This is a genomic window from Paraburkholderia sp. CHISQ3, from assembly GCF_030464945.1.
Lineage (GTDB): Bacteria > Pseudomonadota > Gammaproteobacteria > Burkholderiales > Burkholderiaceae > Paraburkholderia > Paraburkholderia megapolitana.
On sequence record NZ_JALPRG010000009.1, the window covers coordinates 181,701 to 204,050 of the forward strand.

19 protein-coding genes are annotated in these 22,350 nt (G+C 61.2%); 11 read left to right on the forward strand and 8 right to left on the reverse strand.

The window, feature by feature from the left end; translation table 11 throughout:
* Positions 1 to 53: 53 nt before the first annotated feature.
* Entirely contained in the window at positions 54 to 740 is a 687-nt protein-coding gene (locus M0D65_RS21915; RefSeq protein WP_091012416.1) for an MgtC/SapB family protein, read from the reverse strand.
* Between the two features lie 146 nt (positions 741 to 886).
* On the opposite strand from M0D65_RS21915, the gene M0D65_RS21920 reads away from it, so the two are divergent.
* Together M0D65_RS21920 and M0D65_RS21925 are read left to right on the forward strand one after the other, a co-directional pair.
* On the forward strand, positions 887 to 2,005 hold the full coding sequence (locus M0D65_RS21920; RefSeq protein ID WP_266254538.1) for an AGE family epimerase/isomerase: 1,119 nt from the start codon (positions 887 to 889) through the stop codon (positions 2,003 to 2,005).
* A 194-nt stretch (positions 2,006 to 2,199) separates the two neighbouring features.
* Complete coding sequence (locus M0D65_RS21925) at positions 2,200 to 3,201, forward strand: alpha/beta hydrolase (RefSeq protein WP_266254539.1); 1,002 nt, start codon at positions 2,200 to 2,202, stop codon at positions 3,199 to 3,201.
* An 11-nt stretch (positions 3,202 to 3,212) separates the two neighbouring features.
* Here M0D65_RS21925 and M0D65_RS21930 read toward each other — a convergent pair whose 3' ends face one another.
* Positions 3,213 to 4,097: a LysR family transcriptional regulator gene (locus tag M0D65_RS21930; RefSeq protein WP_266254540.1), complete on the reverse strand. Its 885-nt coding sequence runs from the start codon at positions 4,095 to 4,097 to the stop codon at positions 3,213 to 3,215.
* 136 nt (positions 4,098 to 4,233) lie between these two features.
* On the opposite strand from M0D65_RS21930, the gene M0D65_RS21935 reads away from it, so the two are divergent.
* Entirely contained in the window at positions 4,234 to 4,638 is a 405-nt protein-coding gene (locus M0D65_RS21935) for a carboxymuconolactone decarboxylase family protein (protein ID WP_266254541.1), read from the forward strand.
* 41 nt (positions 4,639 to 4,679) lie between these two features.
* Here the strand turns inward: M0D65_RS21935 and M0D65_RS21940 are convergent, their stop codons facing one another.
* Positions 4,680 to 5,291 carry a GNAT family N-acetyltransferase gene (locus M0D65_RS21940; protein WP_266254542.1) on the reverse strand — a complete coding sequence of 204 codons (612 nt, stop codon included), beginning with the start codon at positions 5,289 to 5,291 and terminating at the stop codon, positions 4,680 to 4,682.
* A gap of 14 nt (positions 5,292 to 5,305) precedes the next feature.
* A complete protein-coding gene (locus M0D65_RS21945) occupies positions 5,306 to 5,527 on the reverse strand; it encodes a hypothetical protein (RefSeq protein WP_091012866.1) in 222 nt (73 codons plus the stop codon).
* Positions 5,528 to 5,682: 155 nt separating this feature from the next.
* On the opposite strand from M0D65_RS21945, the gene M0D65_RS21950 reads away from it, so the two are divergent.
* The 8 genes from M0D65_RS21950 (at position 5,683) to M0D65_RS21985 (ending at position 12,906) form a co-directional block, all read left to right on the forward strand.
* Positions 5,683 to 6,225, forward strand: a complete 543-nt coding sequence (locus M0D65_RS21950) for a DUF1003 domain-containing protein (protein ID WP_266254544.1) — start codon at positions 5,683 to 5,685, stop codon at positions 6,223 to 6,225.
* Positions 6,226 to 6,244: 19 nt separating this feature from the next.
* Positions 6,245 to 6,418: a hypothetical protein gene (locus tag M0D65_RS21955; RefSeq protein ID WP_170275640.1), complete on the forward strand. Its 174-nt coding sequence runs from the start codon at positions 6,245 to 6,247 to the stop codon at positions 6,416 to 6,418.
* A gap of 313 nt (positions 6,419 to 6,731) precedes the next feature.
* Positions 6,732 to 6,935: a cold-shock protein gene (locus tag M0D65_RS21960; protein WP_091012403.1), complete on the forward strand. Its 204-nt coding sequence runs from the start codon at positions 6,732 to 6,734 to the stop codon at positions 6,933 to 6,935.
* 980 nt (positions 6,936 to 7,915) lie between these two features.
* Positions 7,916 to 8,356: a hypothetical protein gene (locus M0D65_RS21965; RefSeq protein WP_266254545.1), complete on the forward strand. Its 441-nt coding sequence runs from the start codon at positions 7,916 to 7,918 to the stop codon at positions 8,354 to 8,356.
* A 396-nt stretch (positions 8,357 to 8,752) separates the two neighbouring features.
* Positions 8,753 to 9,004, forward strand: coding sequence for a DUF1488 domain-containing protein (locus tag M0D65_RS21970; protein WP_266254546.1), 252 nt, complete (start codon positions 8,753 to 8,755; stop codon positions 9,002 to 9,004).
* A gap of 141 nt (positions 9,005 to 9,145) precedes the next feature.
* The gene (locus M0D65_RS21975) at positions 9,146 to 9,892 is read left to right on the forward strand and encodes an enoyl-CoA hydratase/isomerase family protein (RefSeq protein ID WP_266254547.1); all 747 of its coding nucleotides are present in this window, start codon (positions 9,146 to 9,148) and stop codon (positions 9,890 to 9,892) included.
* Between the two features lie 169 nt (positions 9,893 to 10,061).
* Positions 10,062 to 10,274: a hypothetical protein gene (locus M0D65_RS21980; protein WP_091012388.1), complete on the forward strand. Its 213-nt coding sequence runs from the start codon at positions 10,062 to 10,064 to the stop codon at positions 10,272 to 10,274.
* 364 nt (positions 10,275 to 10,638) lie between these two features.
* Positions 10,639 to 12,906: a glycoside hydrolase family 3 protein gene (locus tag M0D65_RS21985; RefSeq protein ID WP_266254548.1), complete on the forward strand. Its 2,268-nt coding sequence runs from the start codon at positions 10,639 to 10,641 to the stop codon at positions 12,904 to 12,906.
* 2 nt (positions 12,907 to 12,908) lie between these two features.
* Here the strand turns inward: M0D65_RS21985 and M0D65_RS21990 are convergent, their stop codons facing one another.
* Genes M0D65_RS21990 through M0D65_RS22005 form a run of 4 tightly spaced genes read right to left on the reverse strand, consistent with a single transcriptional unit; the run spans position 12,909 to position 21,970 of the window.
* Complete coding sequence (locus M0D65_RS21990) at positions 12,909 to 14,549, reverse strand: efflux transporter outer membrane subunit (protein ID WP_266254549.1); 1,641 nt, start codon at positions 14,547 to 14,549, stop codon at positions 12,909 to 12,911.
* Between the two features lie 2 nt (positions 14,550 to 14,551).
* Positions 14,552 to 17,767, reverse strand: coding sequence for an efflux RND transporter permease subunit (locus tag M0D65_RS21995; protein ID WP_266254550.1), 3,216 nt, complete (start codon positions 17,765 to 17,767; stop codon positions 14,552 to 14,554).
* Between the two features lie 6 nt (positions 17,768 to 17,773).
* Positions 17,774 to 20,839 (reverse strand): efflux RND transporter permease subunit, encoded by a 3,066-nt coding sequence (locus M0D65_RS22000; RefSeq protein WP_266254551.1) that lies wholly within the window; start codon positions 20,837 to 20,839, stop codon positions 17,774 to 17,776.
* A 12-nt stretch (positions 20,840 to 20,851) separates the two neighbouring features.
* A complete protein-coding gene (locus M0D65_RS22005; protein WP_091012860.1) occupies positions 20,852 to 21,970 on the reverse strand; it encodes an efflux RND transporter periplasmic adaptor subunit in 1,119 nt (372 codons plus the stop codon).
* Between the last annotated feature and the right edge of the window lie 380 nt (positions 21,971 to 22,350).

Consider the following 22,350-nt stretch of genomic DNA (forward strand, 5'->3'; position numbering starts at 1 on the left):
GCGGTCTGTGTTTTTTTGAAGACCGCATTGTCGCACGCCCGGGCGCGCTCGCATCACGATGGCAAGTTCTCCTCCTTGAATTCTTTCACGCCGGGCAGTTGTCGCAGTTGCTGGCAGATCGCCGCATATTCGGGTGCCGACACCCGGTGCAGCGTGATCATCACCACATCGAACTCGGGTGCGTCGTCGCTTTGCTGCATGACGAACTGCTTTACGCGCGGGCTCGCCGTACCGAGTGCGTCGTGCAGCGAATGAAACGTGAGCGCGCCGCGTTCAACCAGCATGGTGAACTGGCGTCGCTGCTTGACCGTGATGAAACGCCGCTCGATCGGCTTGATACCCGCGAGAATGATCAGGATGATCACCGTCGCTGCGATCGATGCGGTGTACAACCCGCCGCCCACCGCAAGACCGATGGCTGCGACCGACCAGAGGCTGGCCGCCGTCGTTAGCCCGCGGACAATCTCGCCGCGCAGCAGGATCGAGCCCGCGCCGAGAAAGCCGATGCCGGACACGACCTGGGCTGCCATCCGCGACGGATCGAGCACGATGTGGTCGCCGCCCAGTACGTCTGCGAAACCGAATGCCGAGACGATCATGATGAGCGCAGACCCCACGCACACGAGCATGTGTGTACGTAGCCCCGCAGCCCAGGAAAGCCGTTCCCGCTCGAAGCCGATGACGCTGCCGAGTGCGGCAGCCACGATCAGTCGTGAGATGAGTTCTACATTCCCCAGCATTGCTTTACCTCCTTATCGATATCGATGAATCAGAGCTCGCCCAGCCGTGACACCGTGCCGGATGCAAGCCCGGGCGCTGCGCCCCGGTCCAGCCGGTGTACAGTGCTGCATCCGTCGCCCTCTACCCGACTTCACGATACACACGCATGAACCCGTCCGCACCCCTGTCCACTTCCGCCATTTCCGCCATTTCCGCCGCTGCGCAACTACGCGAGCATTTCGCACAGGTCGTTCTGCCGGCCTGGCGCGGTCCTGGTTTCAACACGACATTGCATCTGCCGTATGAGGCGGTGCACAGCGACGGGCGTACTGCGCTGCCTGCCGTACGCTACCGCGCCATGGCATGCGCACGCCAGCTGTTTGTGTTTTCGCAGGCGGGCGATGCCGCACATGCCGATACGCTGTTCGACTCGCTGCGCCGCTACTTTCTTGACAGCACGCGCGGCGGATGGTTTTACAGCGTCGACGAAAAAGGTGCGCCGCTCGATACGACAAAAGACCTGTATACCCACGCATTCATCGTGTTCGCTTGCGCCGAATACGGTGCGCGCTCGGGCAACAGCGAAGCGCTCGATATCGTGCAGCACACATCCGCGCTCATCACCGAACGCTTCGCCGCGTCTGATGGTTTGCTCAACGCGGCTCTCGATGCGGACTTCTCGAACGTCACTGGCGCACCGCTGCAAAACCCGTTGATGCATTTAACCGAAGCCTGGCTCGCCGCCCGCGAAGCAACGCATGACGCCGCCTACGACGACGCGTTGCGGCAACTCGGCGGCGCTGTTGCACGCACGTTCGTCCACACGCCGACCGGTTGCATCGCCGAGCTGCCGATCGGTGCCGACGATAATCGTCTTGAGCCGGGTCATCAGTTCGAATGGTTCTGGCTCGTGCGGCGTGCTGGCGCATTGCTCGATGGATCGGGGCTCGCCGATGCGCTGCCGCGCGCGTTTGCATTCGCGCAGCGGCATGGTATCGACACGGCGACGGGCAGCGTGCACGCGGCGCTCGACGAAACCGGGCGCGTCAAGGATGCAACCCAGCGCATCTGGGCACAAAGCGAATATCTGCGCGCGCTCGCCACCCACGACGACGCTGCCGTGCAAGCGGAATTGACACCGCAGATCGCGCGTTTTCGCGAGCGGTTTTTGCAGCCGCATGGCTGGTTCGAATGCAAGACGCCCGATGGCAACGTCGCGCGCGCCGACATGCCGTCGACCACGCCCTACCATCTCGCCACGGCCTACGCTGCGTTGCCTGGCTGAGCGTGTGGTGCTGGGTGTCGTGTGATGCCCGGTGTGACGCCTGCGATATTTTCCAAATATCGCAGGCTACGTAAATATATATTTTACGTCCCATACGACGATCGATAAGCTACGTTTCCAGCGCCGCTTTTCGCATGAACTTCATCGCATGCGACGACGCGCGTTCGCTTTCGCAACAATCGCAAGGAAACGGTGTGAACAGGAATCGTCGATTGATCATGGGCGCTGGGCTGTCCGCCGTCGCTACGATGGCGTTTGCCCGTGGCGAGAAGCATCGCGGGCTTCGCGATGTCAGTGACGTCAGCGACGTCCGTGATGCCCGCACCGCGAGCCGCGCTTCGGAATCGCTGGCGCTATGGCCGAGCGGCAAGATGCCGGGCGGTAGCGGCCCCACCGGCCCCGAACACGTCAGCGCAAAAGGTTCGGTGACCAACGTCTCGCACCCGCGCATGAACGTCTATCGGCCACGCAAGGCAAATGGTGCTGCGGTTCTGGTGATCAGCGGCGGCGGTTACCGGCATATCGAACTCGGCAGCGAGAGCGGGCCGGCGTGTCGATGGCTGCAATCGCTCGGCGTGACTGCGTTCGAACTGATCTACCGCCTGCCCGACGAGGGATGGGTACGGACCGCGCCGCTGCAGGACGGCCAGCGTGCCATGCGCGTTATCCGCGCGGCCGCGCCTTCGTTCGGCATCGACGTTCAACGCATCGGTGTGCTGGGTTTTTCCGCGGGCGGACATCTGGCCGGTATGACGGCGGTCACGTCGCAAATCGACCGGTACGCATCTATCGATGCAACCGACAAGCTCTCGTCAAAGCCCGGTTTCGCTGGTTTGATCTACCCGGTGTTGAGTCTGGTGCCGCCGTTCGACAACACGGAAACGCGCCGTCAGTTGATCGGCGAGCATCCGAGCCTCGCAGAGGCAATCGAATTCTCAGTGGACCGGCAGGTCACCGGCACCTCGCCGCCCACTTTTCTCGCACAGGCAAAGGACGATCCGGTCTCGCCAGTCGACAACAGCCTGATGATGTTCAACGCGCTGCGCAAAAACGACGTGCTCGCCGAGATGCACATCTTCCAGGCGGGCGGTCACGGCTGGGGGATGGGTCAGCCTGGCTCGCTCGTTCACGCGTGGCCCGCGTTGTTCGAAACCTGGGCGGTGTACAACAAGCTGATCTCCGGCGTGCCCGTCTGAACAGCGCGCGGCTATCGCAACGACTCCACCACGAAGTCGACAAAGCTTCTTAACTTCAACGTGAGCCGCCGGTCCGCGAGATACAACAGATGCACCGGCCGCGACGGCAGTTCGTAGTCGGGCAGAAGGCGAATCAGCCGGCCCGTTGCAACGTCGTCTTCGACCAGCACCTCAGGCTGCATGATGACACCGAGCCCCGCAATAGCCGCCGTGCGCAGCGCCTGACCGTTGTTCACCGTGAGACGGCCCTTCACCGGCACGCTTTCCGTCAGCTCGCCGCGACTCAGCCGCCAGATGTTCTTCTTCTGCCAGTAGCTGAAGCCGAGACAGTTGTGCGCACTCAGATCGGCTGCCGTTTGCGGTATGCCCGCTTCCGCGAGGTACACAGGCGCCGCGCATAGCCACATCCGGTAACGCTTGAGCTCTCTCGCGACGAACCCCGAATCGGCCAGCTCGCCGATCTGTATCGCCGCGTCATAGCCCTTCTCGACCCAGTCGATCGGACGATCGGCCAGCGTCAGATCCACATCGACACCGGGATAGCGCCGCAGATAGCGAGCAAGCGCAGGCACGAGACGCTGACTGCCGAACGATACGGGCGCATGTACCTTCAATACGCCGCGCGGCGCGGCGCGCATTTCATCGGCACACGCGTCCGCTGCGTCCGCATCGGCCAGCACTTGCCGGCACCGCTCGTAGTAGAGCCGCCCAACTTCCGTCAGCGACTGCTGGCGCGTCGTGCGATTCAGCAGCTTCGCGCCGACCCGCTCCTCGAGAAAGCGCACGTGCTTGCCGACCATCGTCGGCGAGATGCCGAAGACTTCGGCGGCGGCGGCAAAACTGCGCCGGTCCGCGGCGCAGACGAACACCGACATGCTGAGCAGACGATCGAGCATTCCGAACCTATGGTTCTGAGTGAAGGCACCCGAGCCTACTTCAAAACATAGCGGTCAACAACGATATTAGAGGCACGGCACAGACGGCGCCGATGTCCGACGGGCCGCTTCCTTCAACCTCTTCAGGAGTGACACGATGCCTACCGATTCCCCTCTTCGTCGCCGCGGTCTCGAACTGTTCGAACAGCTTCACGGCGGTCATGCCGGCGCGGCAATGGTCGCCGAGGTCGCGGAGATCTGCCCGGCGTTTGCGGACATGACGATCGAATGGTCGATCGGTTCGATCATGGATCGACCCGGACTCGACCTCGCAACGCGCGAGTTGATCCTCGTCGCGTCATGCGTAACGCTCGGCAATGCGATGCCGCAATTGCGCGCGCATGCCGAGGCAGCACTGAGGGTTGGTGCGACGAAAGAGCAGATCGTCGAGACAGTTCTACAACTGACGTTCTATGCGGGTGGTCCCGCCGTCAGAAATTCGCTCGTGTTTTTGAAGGAGGTGTTTGCGCAGATGGAGAACGAAGCGACTGCTACTGAATGAATCACGGGTGTTTGCTGTTGGTCGTCGCTTGCTGTTCGTCGTCAATACGCAGCCGATCTCGCGATCTTCTGCTGCAGCAGCGCCTTCACGTCCGCCCACTCGGAATCGATGATGCTGAAACGCACCGAGTTGCGTTTGCGCCCGTCCGGCATGATGCGCTCGTGCCGGACAATGCCTTCCTGTTTCGCACCGATGCGCAGAATCGCCGCGCGCGATTTCTCGTTGAGTTCATCGGTGGTGAACTGCACACGCACTGCGCTCATGACTTCGAACGCGTGGGTCAGCAGCAGCAGCTTCGCTTCGGTGTTGACGCCCGAGCGTTGAACCGACTCGCTCAACCACGTGTGGCCGATTTCCATCTTCCGGTTCGCGCGATCGATCTTCCAGAAGCGTGTACTGCCGACCAGCGCACCGGTATCGCGCCGAACGATCACAAACGGCATCACCGTACCGGCGCGCTTTCCTTCAAGTGCGCTTGCGATGTACGCGTGCATCGTCGTGGGTCCGGGAACGACGGTCACGCTCATGTTCCACAACTCGCCGTCGGCCGCGGCCGCAAGCAGGCTGGATGCATGTTCCGGTCGCAGCGGATGAAGCTCGACGAGCGTACCTACCAGCGTGGGCTGAACAAGTTCGGAGACGTTGTGACTCATCGATGAGCGCGCGATCAATCCCAGAGGTTGCGAAACGCAACGGCTGCGATCACCGGTACGCAGACCACTAGCGGAATCGCGAAGTACGGCACTTCGAGATCGACGAACCAGGTGTAGATGAGCCAACCGATACCGGCGCCCAGCGTGATCACGCCAACCAGTGCGGTCAGGATATTCAACGTCAGGGTGGAAGGACGCTTGCGCGTTTTTTCATTATTGGCAGGAGGCGTTTTCATCGCAGCACCGAAGCATGTCATGACGGATATCCAGTCATCGATTCTACTCCGGCGCGTGTTATTTTCATTGCGCTGCAAACTGCTGGCTTTCGTCGCGTGCTGCGCTACGATTCCCTTCGGCCTCACTCCGTTCTCATCCCCGAACAGGATTCCCCATGACCGAGCCGACCCTCCCCCCCACCGACACGCCCAAGCATCATTCACACGGCATACATCTGCGTTTTCATCTTCCTTACGCGCATCTGTCGTCGCCGTTCGGCGACGACTGGTTCGCGCTAAAAGCCGAAGCGTTCGCGCGCTTCTTCGGCACGCCGACGTTTCTGATCGCGCAAACGCTGATCGTGCTGCTATGGGTTATAGCGAACGTGACCGGCATGACGAAGTTCGACGTCTACCCGTTCATTCTGCTGAATCTTGCATTCAGTCTGCAGTCGGCCTACGCCGCACCGCTGATCCTGCTCGCGCAAACGCGTCAGGCCGATCGCGACAAGGCGCATGCGGACGCCGACGCACGACATCGCGAAGAACTGGCGCTCGCGGCCGAACAGCGTGCCGTGCAGATTGGCGAGCAAACCGCGCAACTCACCGCGCTTGTCGAGCAGAACACGAAACTGACTGAACTCACGCGGCAACTCAGCGAGCGCATCGAAGCGCTGACAAGTGAAATGCATCGGAAGGTTTTGTCGGGCAACTTGTGACGTGTAGCCGGCGGGATGGGTGACCAAGGCGCAGATTTCGCTCGATGCGCCTTCAATGCTCCACTATTTCTTCTTGACGGGGACAGTGACCGGCGCGGTTTTCGGCGCAGTCGCCCAGGATACTCCGGCCGCGGGCGACGCCGGTTTTTTCGGTTGTTTAGGTTTTTTCACCTCGCGATTACTGCGCAGCTGACCCTTTGCCATCATGCTTCTCCCGTTTCGTCAGCCGCGAAAGCGGCCGCGCTTCAGGCATGATCGCTGCATTTGGCGAGGTTGTCGCGATGTATTTCGTCCGATATTTGGTGCGACAGTCGGGTTACATCGATTTCTTATAGTCCTTGACCTTTCCGGTCGCATCAGCGTATTGTGCGCGACGACGTTCAAGAAAGTCGATTGCTGCTCATCAATTGATCGCTGTGTTAGCGGTATTCGTGGTCCTCTCACTCCTTGATCGCTTCGAACGCTCCATTCCGGAGCACATTTTATTTTTCACCAAGGATTTGATTATGGATACCGGTACCGTCAAGTGGTTTAACGACAGCAAGGGCTTTGGCTTCATTACTCCGGATGCAGGCGGCGAAGACCTTTTCGCGCATTTCTCCGAAGTAACCGGCGAAGGCTTCAAGACGCTCGCTGAAAACCAGAAGGTTTCGTACGAAACGAAGCGCGGCCCGAAGGGTCTGCAAGCGGCTAACATCAAGCCGCTGTAATACAGGCGCAGCAAGTCTGAAGTGCGGCATCTGGTCTTGTACCAGGTGCCGCACTTCACAATACGCTTGCGTGCCCGCTGAAACACCCAGCACCACGTGAAGTTGAAGTGTGCTCGGGTTGCCGCCACGGCTTCAGCGCCGAACTAGCTTTGGCAGGCGCTACACCAGTAGCAGCTCAAAGACACCCACATCTCGGTCTACAGTCAGGACAAACTTGAAGCCATCGCGCTGACAGTCTGCCTCGTACGACTCTCGCCTCTCATTCATCACGCGAATTCTTCGCCGCGAACCTCGTTCCAGCCAGTCAATCCTTGGGCTTTGAACGTTAATCCCTCTATCGCGCTGCATCCTTGAAACTGCTTCGCGTAAAAGCGTCCGGTGCGTCGGTTAGACGTTGGTGGGCCAGCCTGGTCGTCCAGTCGGAACCGGATCCCCGAGATGGATTTGCATATGCGGCCGCCGGCTGCGTGGTGCTTGCGCTCACGGTTGCGGCCTGACGGAGTGGGTCGTCGAAGATCTTGACCGCTTCTTCCAGTGTCGCAGACATAAAGAAAGGCGAAGTCGTATCCTCGGGATCCAGAGACGGCGCAACCCGAGCGACGACGCGCGGTGCCGGCGCTACGGCCGACTTGCGGATTGCCGGCCCGGATGTCGCGCGTGCCACGACGAGAGGTTCGCTCCGGAATTTCTCACGTAAGCCAGCGCTATTGGCACCTGCCTCGGTACGTGTCGCGTCGTGTTGCGACAACGGTGTAGTAGACGATGAAGTCACCCCAGCGATTCGTTCCGGTGATGCCGGCGGCACGGTTTGCGGCACATTCGCCGTGGGCGTGGTCGCAGCGAGCCGGTTGTGCGATTGCTCGATATCGCCGGGCGCCGGGATGGACGGTCGCACGGAGTCTCCAGCGGTAGTTCCGGACACCACTTGGACCGATGTCGTGACGTGAGACGTCGGCGTGTGCGCAACGATGAGCCAACCGATGATTCCGAATCCACCGATGCTCAGGCCGGTCGCAAGTATTGTGCGTCGCCGGCGCATGGCAGCCGCAGTTGGAACGGTTGCCGCAGCTGGCAAGACAGCTGGCAAGACTCGCGCAACCGGGATGACTGGCGGCACAACCGGTAGTGACGGCGGCGTGACCGCTGCCTTGCCGGGAGGCGTCCAGATGCACCTGCTATGCGGTGCCTCGACGTCCATGCAGGTCGTCTTCGTCCAGGCGATTAGCGCGTTATGCATGCCCCGGTACGTCCACTCGCGGCCGAACGGAACGCCGTCGAAGAGCGTGGACCGAGGGCTGGCAAAAATGCCTTCGATGGTGATGGAGTCCGGTTCATTCATGGATATAAAGCGTCGTGCGGAGCAACGGTACGCCGGAGCCGGCACGAAGTCGGTAAATGAAATGGTGCGCCATATTGTCTGACGAGCAGTACGCCACCAATCAGATTGATCTGATTTTCATTTCTTTCGAAAAATGCGATTCAATGGCGTATTGAGCGGCGAATCCGTCCTCATAAAAAACCAACAAACGATGCTTTTATCGTGAACTCCTGACATTCGGGATGCCACCTATCCAGCGTGATTTTCACGGGTTTTCTGCAGTCGCAAATACAAGGCAGCGCACTTACAAACAAACCCTTGACCGCGCGAGTCTGCGGGGGCACTGTTCATCGCAAAGCTTGGAAAGTTTCGAGTATCCATCCGTCATATGTATCTCGTTTGTCTCGCGCCTGTAGCACCGTTTGCCGGTCGCAACGCCGTGCAGAACCCCTCGCGACGTGATACCGATACTCAACGCCTCAAGAACCGGGATGAGAACATGGCGCTCAATTTCCCCAATCCCAGCCGCAGCTACGATGCCTCACGACACTGCGTGTGCTTCTGGGGCTACGACAATGCTCGCGAGATCGCTTTTGCCATCAATGACTCGGTGATATCGAGCCTCGGGCCCGAAACAGCCCAGGACGAATCGGCCGTGCTTGCCGCATTCGATCGCCACCGCGAACGCATTTTGTCGCTGGCCAGGAATGTTTATATGGGCGGGCCACAGAACCGCTATACGATTTCCTGAAGGCATTTCTAACGCAGCGATAAAGCGGTGTATTTGTCGGCGGTTTTCTTTGTCTGCATGCGCGTGCGCAAAAGCAGCGCATGAATATGCGACGGTGTAGCCTTCCTGTTCAACCCGAACGCACACCACTCCCCGAACACCATGAACGACGAAACAACCGGCGGCACGCCGCGCTTTGCGATCCGCAACCAGATCGCCGAAATCACGCTCGATCGACCGCATCACCACAACCGGATCGACCCAGACGATCTCGCTCCATTGATGGAGCATCTACAGACCGTGCGCGCATCGCAAGAATGCCGCGCGCTCGTCATCACAGGAACGGGCACGCAAACCTTCAGTTCCGGCTACACGTTATCGGCCATCGTCGAACAACTGGACGGCCGCTTCGAAGCGTTTCTCGATGCACTCGAACAATGTCCGGTACCGACAATCTGCGCATTGAACGGCAGCGTCTACGGCGGTGCAACCGATCTCGCGCTGTGCTGCGATTTCCGTATCGGCGTGAACAGCGCGCAGATGTTCATGCCCGCCGCGCGCATCGGGCTGCACTACTATCCCGGCGGCATGCGCCGCTATGTCACAGCACTCGGCATCGCGAACGCCAAGCGCCTGTTCCTGACCGGCATCACGATCGACGCCGCTGAAATGCTGCGTATCGGTTTTCTGACCGACCTCGTCGACAGCCACACCGATGCATTGAACGAGCGCGTCGCACACTACGTCGATGCGATTCGCGCGTGCGAACCAGGTGTCGTGCGATCGATGAAGACACAGCTAAACCAGATCGCAGCCGGCGAACGCGACGCGCTAATCTCACGCACAGGTTACGAAAACTCGCTGGTATCGGAGGAGCTGCGTGCGCGGCTGGCGGCACTCAAACGTTGAACTGCGTCGTCGTACCCAAACGCAGTTCCGCCTTACATCCACCCGCGTCATCCGAAGCCTTTTCGTCAGCGATGTAACAGCGTAATCCGCGGAAAAAAGCCTGTAGCCAAACGTCAGAAGCGGCTCACTAGTATGACGCCATTGTCTGTGCTCGCCACGGAGGTGTCGAATGTTGAGCCATCACGAACTCGCAACCTTGCTGCTGTTTCGCGACGCAACCTTGCGCTTCGAGGAATTCGATCCCGACGTTCTCGCCTTGTGTCGCTACGAACTCGTGGAAGTGCGAGGACGCGATCCTCGCGGCTCGACGCTGGAGCTAACCACACGCGGCCGCGACCTGTTGCGACGCCTGCACCTCGATGGCAGCGACGCCCTGCAGTAGCCCTGCTGCAACCCCGGCGCCCCCTGCTCCATATAAACCCTGATTGACCCCATTGTGCGCGCTGGATAACTTACCAAATGTTAAATGGAAGCGCTTCCATTCGACGCGATTTCCCACCTGGCGCAACAACAATCTCCCCTCGGGTCGAGGGTAATTACTTCAGCTCGCATCATGAAAGTGTCCGCACGTCGCGCAGCACGACGAACGGGCACGTATCCATGATGCATAGCATTTCTTTACGTTTCTCCAACGTCACATTACGGCGCGCACGAGGCGACCAGAGCCGGCATCAATAGTCACGGTACGTATCTGCCTGTTTCAAGGGCGCATGCAGTGAACTAGACACGAACAATGGAGGGATGACATGAGATCACGTTATTCATTATGGATAGGCATCCTCACTACGGCGGGCGTAGTGAGTGTGGTGAGCGGTTGCGGCGGAGATAGCGGCAGCAGCCCAGGCAGCGCTGCGGCGCAACTATCCGCCAAGACCGCCGTAGCGGCGGCCGCTTCGAGCCCCGCAGCGAACCTGTCCGCTTCGCTCGGACTGGCCAACTTACGCGCGAAGGCGCTGCTGGCCCTGCTCACGCAGGATGAAAAGCTTCAACTGATTCACTCCGAGTACCAGATGAGCCAGGTTCCGCTTGGCGGCGGCGGCTATATCCAGGGCGTTCCCAGGCTGGGCATTCCCGACCTGAACATGGTCGATTCGTCGACGGGCGGCGGCAGCACCATGGAACCGAGCACGACATTCCCTGCCACGATCGCGGTCGCCGCAAGCTGGAACCGGCGACTGTCGTATGACTACGGTGCCCAGATCGCGAAGCAACTGCGCGAGCAGGGTTTCGCCATGGGACTCGGCGGCGGTACGAATCTCACGCGCGAACCGCGCGGCGGCCGAACCTTCGAATATCTCGGCGAGGATCCGCTGCTCGCGGGCGAAATGCTCGCGCAGCGTACGAGCGGTACGCAAAGCCAGAAAGTCATCGCAACGATCAAGCACTTCGCCGGCAACGAACAGGAAACCGGCCGCGGCGGCGGCAACAGCCAGATCGACGAGCGCACCTTGCGCGAACTCTATCTGCGGCCGTTCGAGATCGCCGTCAAGGAAGCCAACCCCGGCAGCGTGATGTGCGGCTACAACATGCTCAACGGTTTCTATACCTGCGAGAACCAGCACCTTCTGAACGACATTCTGAAAAACGACTGGCAATTCCAGGGGCAGATTCAATCGGACTGGGGTGCAACTCACAGCACCGCGAATGCAATCAATGCCGGACTTGATGAAGAAGAAGATGTCGGACCGACCGTCTTCCTGACGCCGACTCTCGTGACCCAGGCCCTGCAGAGCCATGCGATCACCCAGTCGCGCCTCGACGACATGGTGCGACGCAAGCTCTACACGATGATCCGCCTCGGCGTGATGGACGACCCGGCGAAGCCTGGCGGCACCGTGGACTTCGATCAGGCCAACGCGTTTGCGCAGAGAACCGCGGAACACAGCATGGTCTTGCTGAAGAACAACCAGGGACAACTGCCGCTTGCCGCAGCGAGCCTCAAGAACATCGCGGTGATCGGTGGGCATGCCGATGCGGGCATTCTCGCGGGCGGTGGGTCAGGCAATACGCGCGACCCGGTGACCGGCGCGTTCGCAGGGTGCGGCGGCTTGACGTTCCCGTCGGGCACAGGCTGCCACTGGTGGCCAGTTCCATGGTTGAAGGTGAATCCGACAATCGTCCAGTCGATTCAGCAAATGGCGCCCAACGCCACGGTCACCTATTCGGGCAATACCGACCAGAACAATCCGTTCGTCGCCTACACCCAGCAGCAGATCGACGCGGCAGTGGCGCTGGCCAGCAAGTCCGACGTGGCCATCGTCGTCGTGGTGCAGCCAGCAGGCGAGGATTTCGCCGATCTCGGCAGTCTGAGTCTGTCGAACCCGTCGAATCAGAACGAACTCGTCCAGGCGGTAGCAAACGTCAATCCGCACACGATCGTCGTACTCGAAAACGGCAACCCTGTGCTGATGCCGTGGATCGACAACGTCTCTGCCGTGGTCGAAGCCTGGTTCCCAGGTCAGGCCGGCGGACCGGCGATTGCCAACCTGCTGTTCGGCAAGATCTATCCGGAAGGCCGGTTGCCTGTGACCTTCCCGGTCCGCGATCAGGACACGCCGACGTGGGGACAAAACGGCACGTTCTCGCCGAATCCGGTCTACAGCGAAAAGCTGAAAATGGGTTATCGCTGGTATGACAGCCAGAACATCAAGCCGCTGTTCGAGTTCGGGTATGGCCTGTCGTACACGCACTTCAAGTACTCGCGTCTGTCCGTGCATACCACGCCGTGGCACGACCTGATCGTATCGTTCCGGGTCAAGAACGATGGGCAGGTTGCAGGTGTCGATGTGCCGCAGCTGTATCTCGGCATCAACGATCCGAGCGAACCACCGAAGCGACTCGCCGGATGGGACCGCCTGAACCTGCAACCGGGTGAAGAGCAGACCGTCAGGCTCGTGGTGTCGCCGCAAGATCAGAGCATCTGGGATGTCGCGAACAATGCGTGGAAGTTCGTTCCTGGCAGCAAGGTCTATGTCGGCGCATCCTCGCGTGATATTCGCCTGACGGGAGGCTGATGTTAGTCCGCGTGTGAAGTAGAGGTCGTCGTTGCATCTGCGTCGGGCGCCGGCTGCGAAACTGCAGTCGCAGCGGCCGGCGCGGCCATCGCAACGGCGGCCTCTTTCTGATCGTCCCACTGCCAGCCGCCGCCCAGATTCTTGACCAGTGCAACACTGCCCTGTGTCAGCAGCGCCTGTGTGTCCTTCAGGTTCTGTTGCGCCAGCAACAGCGTCAACTGTTGCGTAAGCAGCCCCTCTTCACTTGCCGTGCCGGCCTGCAACTGCGCGTTCTCGCTTGCAAAGAGCTGCTGGTTGCGCTGATACACGTTGTCGAACGCGTGCGCCTGTTGCCGCAGATGATTGCAGGTCGACAGACTGTCCTCGACATTCTGGAACGCGGTGAGCACCGTCTCGCGATAGTTCGCCACGTCCGCGTCGTAGGTCGCTTCGGCTTCGTGCACAGCCGCCGTGCGCGCACCGCCGTCGAAGATCGTCGCCGCGAGGTCGGGGCCGAGCGTCCAGATGCGGTTCGGCATCGAAAACAGATTCGCGAACGTGTTGTGCTGAAAGCCACCTTCGGCGCTCAGCGTGAGCGTCGGGAAGAACGCTGCTTTCGCTACACCGATTTTCGCGTTGGCCGATGCCGCCGTGCGCTCTGCACTGACCACGTCGGTACGCCGCTCGAGCAGTTGCGACGGCAATGCCAGCGGTATCGCCGGATCGGGAAACGTGTAGTCCGTTTGCGCGGCTAGTGAAAACGTCGCGGGCGGCACACCGATCAGCACTGCAATTGCATGCTCATCCTGTTCGCGTGAAGTCTGCGACGTCTGCAGATCGGCGATCACCACTTCGAGCGTGTCCTGTGCGGCAAGCACGTTATCGTTCGATGCCGTCCCCTGCTGGAAACTCACGCGTGTCATCTCGAGAATGCGCGCGTCAATACGTTGCTGTTCGCGCAACAAGCCGATGTCGACGTCGAACTGGCGCAGCGCGAAGTAATCGGTTGCGAGCGTCGCGGCAATCGACAGGCGTTCCCCTGCGAGCTGTGCATCGGATGCCTGCGCCGCGCCCTTGCTCGACTCGATTTCGCGGCGCACCTGGCCCCACAGGTCTGGCTCCCAGCTCGCTGCTGCCGTTACGCCGACGGTATTGCGCACGCCCGCCGTGGTGCCGTTATTGCTCGTGCTGCCTGTCGTCAGTCCGTTTGAACCCGCGCCCGATGTCGAACTGTTGCGGCTGCGGCTCCCAGACCCGTCGGCGGAGATCACCGGGAACAGGCTCGCGGTGCTGGCCGCGACGGTCGCTTGTGCAAGCCGGTACGCGGCTTCCGCAGCGACGATCGACTGGTTCGCCTGCTGCGACTGCTCGATCAGATGCGTCAACGTGTCGTCGTGGTACGCAAGCCACCAGGTGCTCGACAGCGAAGCCTGCGGGTCGGCCTGCGCACGTTGCCAGTCCACGCCTTCCTTGAATGTCGCGGGTACGTCGACCGGTGGCTTGTGATAGTCGGGGCCGACCGCGCACGCGGCAACGCTCAGCGTGACCGCAACCGCGCATGCGCGACGCAGAAGCGGAACAGCGAATCCGCCGGATAACAGCACTGCACGCGTACTACGGCGAGATGCGCCGCGGCGCGCCGCGCGAAGAGATCGTAGTTTCATCCTCAAGCTTCCTTGCGTCGACGGCGCAGGCGGCGATACGCCCGGTCGAGCCACAGATAGATCACCGGCGTCGTGTACAGCGTCAGCACCTGGCTGAACAGCAACCCACCGATGATCGAAATACCAAGCGGCTTGCGAAATTCCGACCCGTAACCGGAGCCAAACACCAGCGGCATCGCACCGAGAATTGCCGCCATCGTCGTCATCATGATCGGCCGGAAGCGGATCATGCAGGCACGCGTAATCGCTTCCTCGGGTTCGAGGTCGCGCTCGCGCTCTTCAGTGATCGCGAAGTCGATCATCATGATCGCGTTCTTCTTCACGATGCCGATCAGCAGGATCACGCCGACGAGCGCGATGATCGACAGTTGTGTGTTGGTCACGAGCAATGCGATCAGCGCGCCGACACCCGCCGACGGTAACGTCGAGAGAATGGTGAGCGGATGCATCAGGTTTTCGTACAGGATGCCGAGCACGATATACACCGACAGCAGCGCGGCGACGATCAGGAGCGGCTCGCTGGCGACCGACTGCTGGAACACCTGCGCGGTGCCCGCAAACTGTCCGATGATGCTGCCCGGCATACGCAGTTGCGCAACCGATTCGTCGACCTGCTGCGTAGCCTCGCCGATCGACGCGTCCGGGCGCAGATTGAACGACGCGGTCACGGCGGGGAACGTGCCTTGATGGTTGATCGAGATCGCGGTGCGCTGGATCGAGAAGTTCGCCATCGACGACAATGGTACGAGCGCATTGCCGTTCGTCAGCGCAGCGGTGGACGGTGTCGCGGTCGTCGTGGCGGGCGCGCCCGTCGGCAAAGGCGAGGCAACGCTCGCGGCCGAAGCCGCACTCGCTACCGTCGCGGCCGTTGGACTAGCGCTGCCGTTCGCCCCACTCGCCGTCGAACTCGGCGCGCCCGAAGGGATATAGATCCCCTTCAGCGCAGACGGATCCGTCCAGTACTCCGGCGCCAGTTCCATCACGACGTGATACTGGTTCGCCGCCCTATAGATCGTCGACACCTGGCGCTGGCCAAACGCGTCGTACAACCCCTGATCGATCGAATCGAAGTTAACGCCCATGCGCGCCGCCGTATCGCGATTCACGTTGACGGCCGCCTGCATGCTGTTGTCCTGCTGGTCGGTATTGATGTCCTGGAGAATCGGCAGCTTGTGCATCTGCGCGACGACTTGCGGCACCCACTTGTCGAGATCGGTCTGATCGTCCGCGGTCATCGTGAACTGGTATTGCGCGCCGCTCTGCCGGCCGCCCACAGTGATGTCCTGCGCCGATTGCAGATAGAGCCGCGCGCCGGGAATATCGCCGAGCGTACGGCGGATCTGCGCGATCACCTGGTCCGCATTCGCCTTGCGCACGCCGAGTGGCTTCAGCGTGATAAACATCTGCGCGCTGTTCACCGCATTGCTGCCGCCGATAAAACCGCCCACCGACGCCACGTTCGGATTCTTCAGTACGATCTGGTTAATCTTCAGGAATTTCTGCTGCATCGCGTGGTACGAGATGCTCTGCGACGCCTGGATCTGCCCGACCAGTCGCCCCGTATCTTCCTGCGGGAAAAAGCCCTTCGGCACGACGATGTAGAGCACGACGTTGAGCACCAGCACGAGCAGCGTGACGCAGCCCATCAGCAGCGGACGACGGATCACCCAGCCAAGCGTGCGTGCATAGAAGCGATGAAAGCGCGAGTCCGGATATTCCTCTTCGTGATGCCCCGCGTTGCTGCTACGCAGCGCGATGCTGGACAGCATCGGCGTGACCGTCAGCGAAATCAGCATCGACATCAGGATCGCTGCCGACAGCGACACCGAAAACTCGCGGAACAACCGCCCGACAATGCCACCCATCAGCAACAGTGGAATGAACACCGCAACGAGCGACACGCTGATCGTCAACACCGTGAAGCCGACTTCGCGCGCACCGGACAGCGCCGCCTGCACCGGCCCCTCGCCGCGCTCCATATGCCGCATGATGTTCTCGACGACAACGATCGCATCGTCGACGACAAAGCCCGTCGAAATCGTCAACGCCATCAGCGACAGGTTGTTCAGACTGAAGCCGAGAAAGTACATGATGCCGAACGTGCCGAGCAGCGACAGCGGCACGACGATCGCGGGCACAAGCGTCGTGCGCCAGTTGCGGAAGAACGCGAACGTCACGAGCGTGACGAGCAGCACCGAGATCGCCAGCGTGATTTCCACGTCGAGCAGCGAGGCACGGATCGTCGTCGTGCGATCCATCAGGATGTTCAGCTTGATGGTCGGCAGGATCGATGCTTCGAGAAACGGCAGCGCGGCTTTGACGTTGTCGACCGTATCGATGACGTTTGCACCAGGTTCCTTGAACACGACCAGCAGCACCGCGGGCTTGCCGTTCGAAAGGCCGTAGTTCTCGAGGTTCTCCACGTCCTGACGCACGTAACCGAGATCGGAGATATGCACGACATCGTTGCCGTTGCGCCGCACGATCAGCGGACGATAGTCGGCGGGCGCATACAGCATGTCGTTCGCGCCGATTTCGTAGCCGTTGCCGCTGGCCGTCACCGAGCCTTTCGGCAGATCGACGTTCGAGTTCGAGATCGCCGTGCGGATCTGTTCGAGGCTGATGCCGTAGTGGCTCACACGATCCGGATTCAGTTCGATGCGCACGGCCGGCAGCGCGCCGCCGCCCACCGTGACATCGCCAACGCCTGGTGTTTGCAGCAGCTTCTGTTGCAGCACTGTCGAAGCCGCGTCGTACAACTGGCCGCGTGTCGCCGAATCGGACGTGAGGCTGATGATCAGAATCGGCGCATCGGCCGGATTCACCTTGCGGTAGGTCGGGTTGCCGTCGAGGTTCGCAGGCAGGTTGGTACGTGCCGCATTGATGGCTGCCTGCACATCGCGCGCAGCGCCGTCGATATTGCGGTTCAGATCGAACTGCATCGTGATGCGCGTCGCGCCGAGCGAACTCACCGACGTCATCTGCGTGATGCCGGAGATCTGGCCGAACTGACGTTCGAGCGGCGTCGCCACCGAAGTGGCGACCGTCGTCGGATCGGCGCCAGGCAACGTGGCCTGCACGTTGATAGTCGGGAAATCGACTTCGGGCAGTGGTGCAACCGGCAGCAGCTTGAACGCAAGCACGCCGAACAGCGCGATGCCGATCGCAATCAGCGTGGTCGCAATCGGCCGCCGGATGAACGGTTCAGACAGGTTCATCGCACGTCACTCCATCGCGGGCTGTGCGCGTCGACTGAAGTAGCTTTCGACACGATGCATCGCCAGGTAGATCACCGGCGTCGAGAACAGCGTAAGCAGCTGGCTCACAAGCAACCCGCCGATAATCGCGATGCCGAGCGGATGGCGCAGCTCCGAACCCATCCCGGTACCGAACGCGAGCGGCAGCGCACCGAAGAGCGAGGCCATCGTCGTCATCAGGATCGGGCGGAAGCGCAGGCCGGCGGCGCGGCGAATCGCCTCGACCGGTGGCAGCCCTTCGTTACGCTCGAGCTCGAGCGCGAAGTCGATCATCATGATCGCGTTCTTCATCACGATGCCGATCAGCAGCACGATACCGATCAAGCCGATGATGTCGAACTGCGTGCCGGTAATCACGAGTGCGAGTAGTGCACCCAACGCGGCGGAGGGCAGCGTCGACAGGATTGTGACCGGATGGATAAAGCTCTCGTACAAAATGCCGAGCATCAGGTAGACGACGATGATCGCTGCCAGCACCAGGTACGCCTCGTTCGATAGCGACTGCTCGAACGTTGCTGCCGATCCTTCGAGCGTAGCCTGTACGGTCGTGGGCAAGCTGATCTTCGACTCAACGTCTTGCAGGTGTGTCAACGCCGTGCCGAGCGTGTAGCCGGGCGCAAGATTGAACGACACGTCGGCGTAGGGGAACTGCCCCTGGCGGTTGATCGTCACCGGCGACGGAATGATCTTCATCGTCGCCATCGATGCCAGCGGTGCAACATCGCCCGACGACGTATCGACATACAGCCCGGACAGCAGATGGCCCAGATCGTCGGCACTGCGATCGGCGGTCAGCACGACGTGGTACTGGTTGAGCTGCGTGTAGATCGTCGACACCTGACGCTGGCCGAACGCGTCGTACAGCACGTCGTCGATTGCCTGCGGCGTAACGCCGAGGCGCGATGCGGTATCGCGGTCGAAGGTCAGCTGAATCTGGTTGCCCTCCTGCAACGCCTGGCTCTGCACATCGGCGAATGCGGGGTCCTGCTTCAGCGCGGCGATCAGCTTCTGGGTCCACTGGGTCAGCACCGTCGGGTCGGTAGCCTGCAAGCCCACGCGGTAGCTGGTCGTCGAAATCGTGTCGTCGAGCGTCAAGTCCTGCACCGGATGCAGAAACAGCTTCATGCCGGCATTATTCGCGGTCACATCTGCAAGACGGCGGATCACCGCGGCGCTGCTATCGCGATCGCCTTTGTCCTTCAGGTTGATCAGCACGCTGCCCTGGTTCAGCGTCGGGCTCGTCTGGTTGATACCGACGAACGACGACAGACTCTCGACGGCCGGGTCTTTCATGATCTGCGCGACCAGTTGCTGCTGTTTCTCGACCATGTGGCTGAACGAGATCGACGGTGCCGCCTGCGAAATCCCTTCGATCAGCCCGGTGTCCTGTTCGGGGAAGAAGCCCTTCGGCATCAGCATCAGGATCAGGAACGTCAGCGCCGCCGTCACACCGACCGAGATCAACGTCAGCCCGCGATGCCCGAGCACCCAGTCGAGACCCTGCTCATAGCGCCGGTTCACGCGGTCGAAGAAGTCGACGCGGCGCTCGCCTTCGTGCTCCTTCAGCATCCGCGAGCACATCATCGGTGTGAGCGTCAGCGACACGATCGCCGACAGCACGATCGCGATGGCGAGCGTCAGCGCGAACTCGCGGAACAAACGCCCCACCACATCGCCCATGAACAGCAACGGAATCATCACCGCGATCAGCGACACCGACAGCGAGATGATCGTGAAGCCGATCTGCTTCGCGCCTTTCAACGCCGCCGCGAGCGGCGCTTCGCCTTCTTCGATGTAGCGCGTGATGTTCTCGATCATCACGATCGCATCGTCGACGACGAAACCGGTGGCGATGGTGAGCGACATCAACGTCAGGTTGTTCAGCGAGAAGCCGAGCCCCCACGCGACCGCGAGTGTGCCGATCAGCGAGAGCGGTACGGTAACGGCCGGAATCACGGTGGCCGGCACGTTACGCAGGAACAGGAAGATCACCATCACGACCAGCGCAACGGCCACGCCGAGTTCGTACTCGACGTCGGTGACCGACGCGCGGATCGTCTGTGTGCGGTCGGTCAGCACGTCGACCTTCAACGTAGCGGGCAGGCTCGCGCGAAGCTGCGGCAGCAGCTTCTGCACGCGGTCGACTACGTCGATCACGTTGGCGCCCGGCTGGCGCTGGATGTTCAATATGATCGCCGGCGTCTTGCCGGTCCATGCCGCCTGGCGCGTGTCCTCTGCCCCGTCGATCGATTTCGCAATCTGCGTGAGGCGAATCGGTGCACCGTTTTTGTACGCGATCACGAGGTCCGCATAGTCGGCAGCCGATTGAAGCTGGTCGTTCGCGCCGATCGAATACGCCTGGTACTTGCCGTCCAGATTGCCCTTCGCCTGGTTGACGTTGGCATTGCCGAGCGCGGTACGCACGTCGTCGAGCGACATGCCGAGCGAGTTCAGCGCGCCCGAATTCGTTTCGATGCGCACCGCGGGCCGCTGCCCGCCGCTGATCGTGACGAGGCCTACGCCGGAGATCTGCGAGATCTTCTGTGCGAGCCGCGTATCGGCCAGATCTTCGATCTTCGTGAGCGGCAGCACGCCGGACGTCAACGACAGCGTCAGCACCGGCGCATCGGCCGGGTTGACCTTGCTGTAGACCGGCGGATACGGCAGGTTCGCTGGCAGAAAACTCGCCGACGCGTTGATCGCCGCTTGTACTTCCTGTTCGGCAACGTCGAGCGACAACGCGAGATCGAACTGCAGTGTGATCACCGACACGCCGTTCGAACTCGTCGAGTTCATTGTCTTGAGGCCCGGCATCTGGCCGAACTGACGTTCGAGCGGCGAGGTGATCGACGAGCTGCTCACGTCGGGGCTCGCGCCCGGATACTGGGTGTAGACCTGGATCGTCGGATAGTCGACTTCCGGCAACGCGGATACCGGCAGCAGGTGATAGCCGAGCAGACCCGCGAGCAACAGCGCGATCATCAGCAGCGACGTCGCAATCGGTCGCTCGATAAAGGGACGCGAAATATTCATTGGACGCGCCCGCTAGTGCGAGACGACGCGCACACGCGAGCCGTTGTCGAGCTTGTCTGCGCCGTCGGTGACGACCTGTTCGCCGGCTTTCACGCCGCCGTCGAGAATCGCCGTGTTATCGCCGCTCACGGGGCCGACCTTCACGTTGCGTAGCGCAACCTTGTTGCCCGCGCCAACGATAAACACGAAGTCGCCGCTGCTGCCGTGCTGGATCGCCGAGGTCGGCACGACCGGAACCTGCTGCAGCGTATCGGCCTGCATCCGTGCGTTGACGAACTGATTCGGAAACAGCGTATCGCCCGATTGCGGGAATTCGGCCTTGACCTTCACCGTGCCGGTGGACGTATCAACCTGATTGTCGAGCGCGAGCAACGTGCCCTGCGCGAGCAAGGTCTTCTTGTCGCGATCGTAGGCAAGCACCGGCACCGCACCGCGCGTCATCGCCTTGTGGATCTGGCCGAGGTAGTCCTCCGGCACCGCATAGACGACCGTGGCCGGTTGCAGCTGCGTGATCACCGCGATGCCGGTCGTGCTCGCCGTAGTCACATAGTTGCCCGGATCGACGAGCCGCAGACCCACCACTCCATCCACCGGCGACGTGATCGTGCAATAGCTGACCTGCACCTGCAGGTTCTGCACGTTCCCGGTGTCGGCTTTGACGGTGCCTTCGTCTTCATTGACGGTGGCGACCTGGGTATCGAGCGTCTGCTGCGTGATCGAACCGGCCTTGATCAACTGACGGTAGCGCTGCAGGTCCAGACGCGCATTCGCCAGCGATGCCTGGTCGTGCACCAGCGTGCCCTGCGCCTGCACGAGCTGCGCTTCGAGGCTGCGCGAGTCGATATGCGCGATGGTCTGGCCTTTGCGAACAACCTGGCCTTCCTTGAAGTCGACGCTATCGAGAATCCCGTTGACCTGGGTGATGACCGTGACCGAGCGCGTCGGCGTGACAGTGCCGAGCGAATCGATATAGACAGGGACATCGGCAAGTTTCGTCGCCACCGCGGAGACCGGCGTGCCCGGTGCCGGCGCGGCTTGCTTGCTGGCCGGATGGCGGAAATGAAAGAACCACACCGCAAGGACCACCACTACCAGGACGACGATCGCCCAGCCGATATGCCTTCTCTTCATGAACCCCTCGTGCGGAAACCTGGACATGAACGGCATCGCCTGCAGCGCGGCGCCGTTCTGTCATCGATGGGCCGGAGGATGTCACGAAGAACTGCGCGAACGCGTTACGTGGGCTGTTTCGGCGGTCTCGAAATATTACTGACAGATTGACAGGTTTCCTTCGATTAGCTGAACGATCGGGCGCCGATTTTTGGCACATAAGTGTGGCTCATCGTCGCGCGAACGGTGTGCCCGTTCGGCGTCACGTCGATAACAAAAGCCTTTCATTCCGACGATGCACGATGCATTCCGGCAGCGGGCGGCGCACGTTACAAGCGATCACCGTTCCTTTCGTCAAGAATCTATTACGCGAGGTGACAGAATAGACTCGCGTTGCGCGC

Bases quoted from the DNA above. Each gene is read 5' to 3' on its own strand.
- M0D65_RS21915 (WP_091012416.1), bottom strand. From the start codon at position 740: ATGCTGGGGAATGTAGAACTCATCTCACGACTGATCGTGGCTGCCGCA.
- M0D65_RS21950 (WP_266254544.1), top strand. From the start codon at position 5,683: ATGACCGAGCCGACCCTCCCCCCCACCGACACGCCCAAGCATCATTCA.
- M0D65_RS21945 (WP_091012866.1), bottom strand. From the start codon at position 5,527: ATGAAAACGCCTCCTGCCAATAATGAAAAAACGCGCAAGCGTCCTTCC.
- M0D65_RS22000 (WP_266254551.1), bottom strand. From the start codon at position 20,839: ATGAATATTTCGCGTCCCTTTATCGAGCGACCGATTGCGACGTCGCTG.
- M0D65_RS21995 (WP_266254550.1), bottom strand. From the start codon at position 17,767: ATGAACCTGTCTGAACCGTTCATCCGGCGGCCGATTGCGACCACGCTG.
- M0D65_RS21960 (WP_091012403.1), top strand. From the start codon at position 6,732: ATGGATACCGGTACCGTCAAGTGGTTTAACGACAGCAAGGGCTTTGGC.
- M0D65_RS21975 (WP_266254547.1), top strand. From the start codon at position 9,146: ATGAACGACGAAACAACCGGCGGCACGCCGCGCTTTGCGATCCGCAAC.
- M0D65_RS21990 (WP_266254549.1), bottom strand. From the start codon at position 14,549: ATGAAACTACGATCTCTTCGCGCGGCGCGCCGCGGCGCATCTCGCCGT.
- M0D65_RS21980 (WP_091012388.1), top strand. From the start codon at position 10,062: ATGTTGAGCCATCACGAACTCGCAACCTTGCTGCTGTTTCGCGACGCA.
- M0D65_RS21970 (WP_266254546.1), top strand. From the start codon at position 8,753: ATGGCGCTCAATTTCCCCAATCCCAGCCGCAGCTACGATGCCTCACGA.
- M0D65_RS21985 (WP_266254548.1), top strand. From the start codon at position 10,639: ATGAGATCACGTTATTCATTATGGATAGGCATCCTCACTACGGCGGGC.
- M0D65_RS22005 (WP_091012860.1), bottom strand. From the start codon at position 21,970: ATGAAGAGAAGGCATATCGGCTGGGCGATCGTCGTCCTGGTAGTGGTG.
- M0D65_RS21935 (WP_266254541.1), top strand. From the start codon at position 4,234: ATGCCTACCGATTCCCCTCTTCGTCGCCGCGGTCTCGAACTGTTCGAA.
- M0D65_RS21920 (WP_266254538.1), top strand. From the start codon at position 887: ATGAACCCGTCCGCACCCCTGTCCACTTCCGCCATTTCCGCCATTTCC.
- M0D65_RS21965 (WP_266254545.1), top strand. From the start codon at position 7,916: ATGATTCCGAATCCACCGATGCTCAGGCCGGTCGCAAGTATTGTGCGT.
- M0D65_RS21940 (WP_266254542.1), bottom strand. From the start codon at position 5,291: ATGAGTCACAACGTCTCCGAACTTGTTCAGCCCACGCTGGTAGGTACG.
- M0D65_RS21930 (WP_266254540.1), bottom strand. From the start codon at position 4,097: ATGCTCGATCGTCTGCTCAGCATGTCGGTGTTCGTCTGCGCCGCGGAC.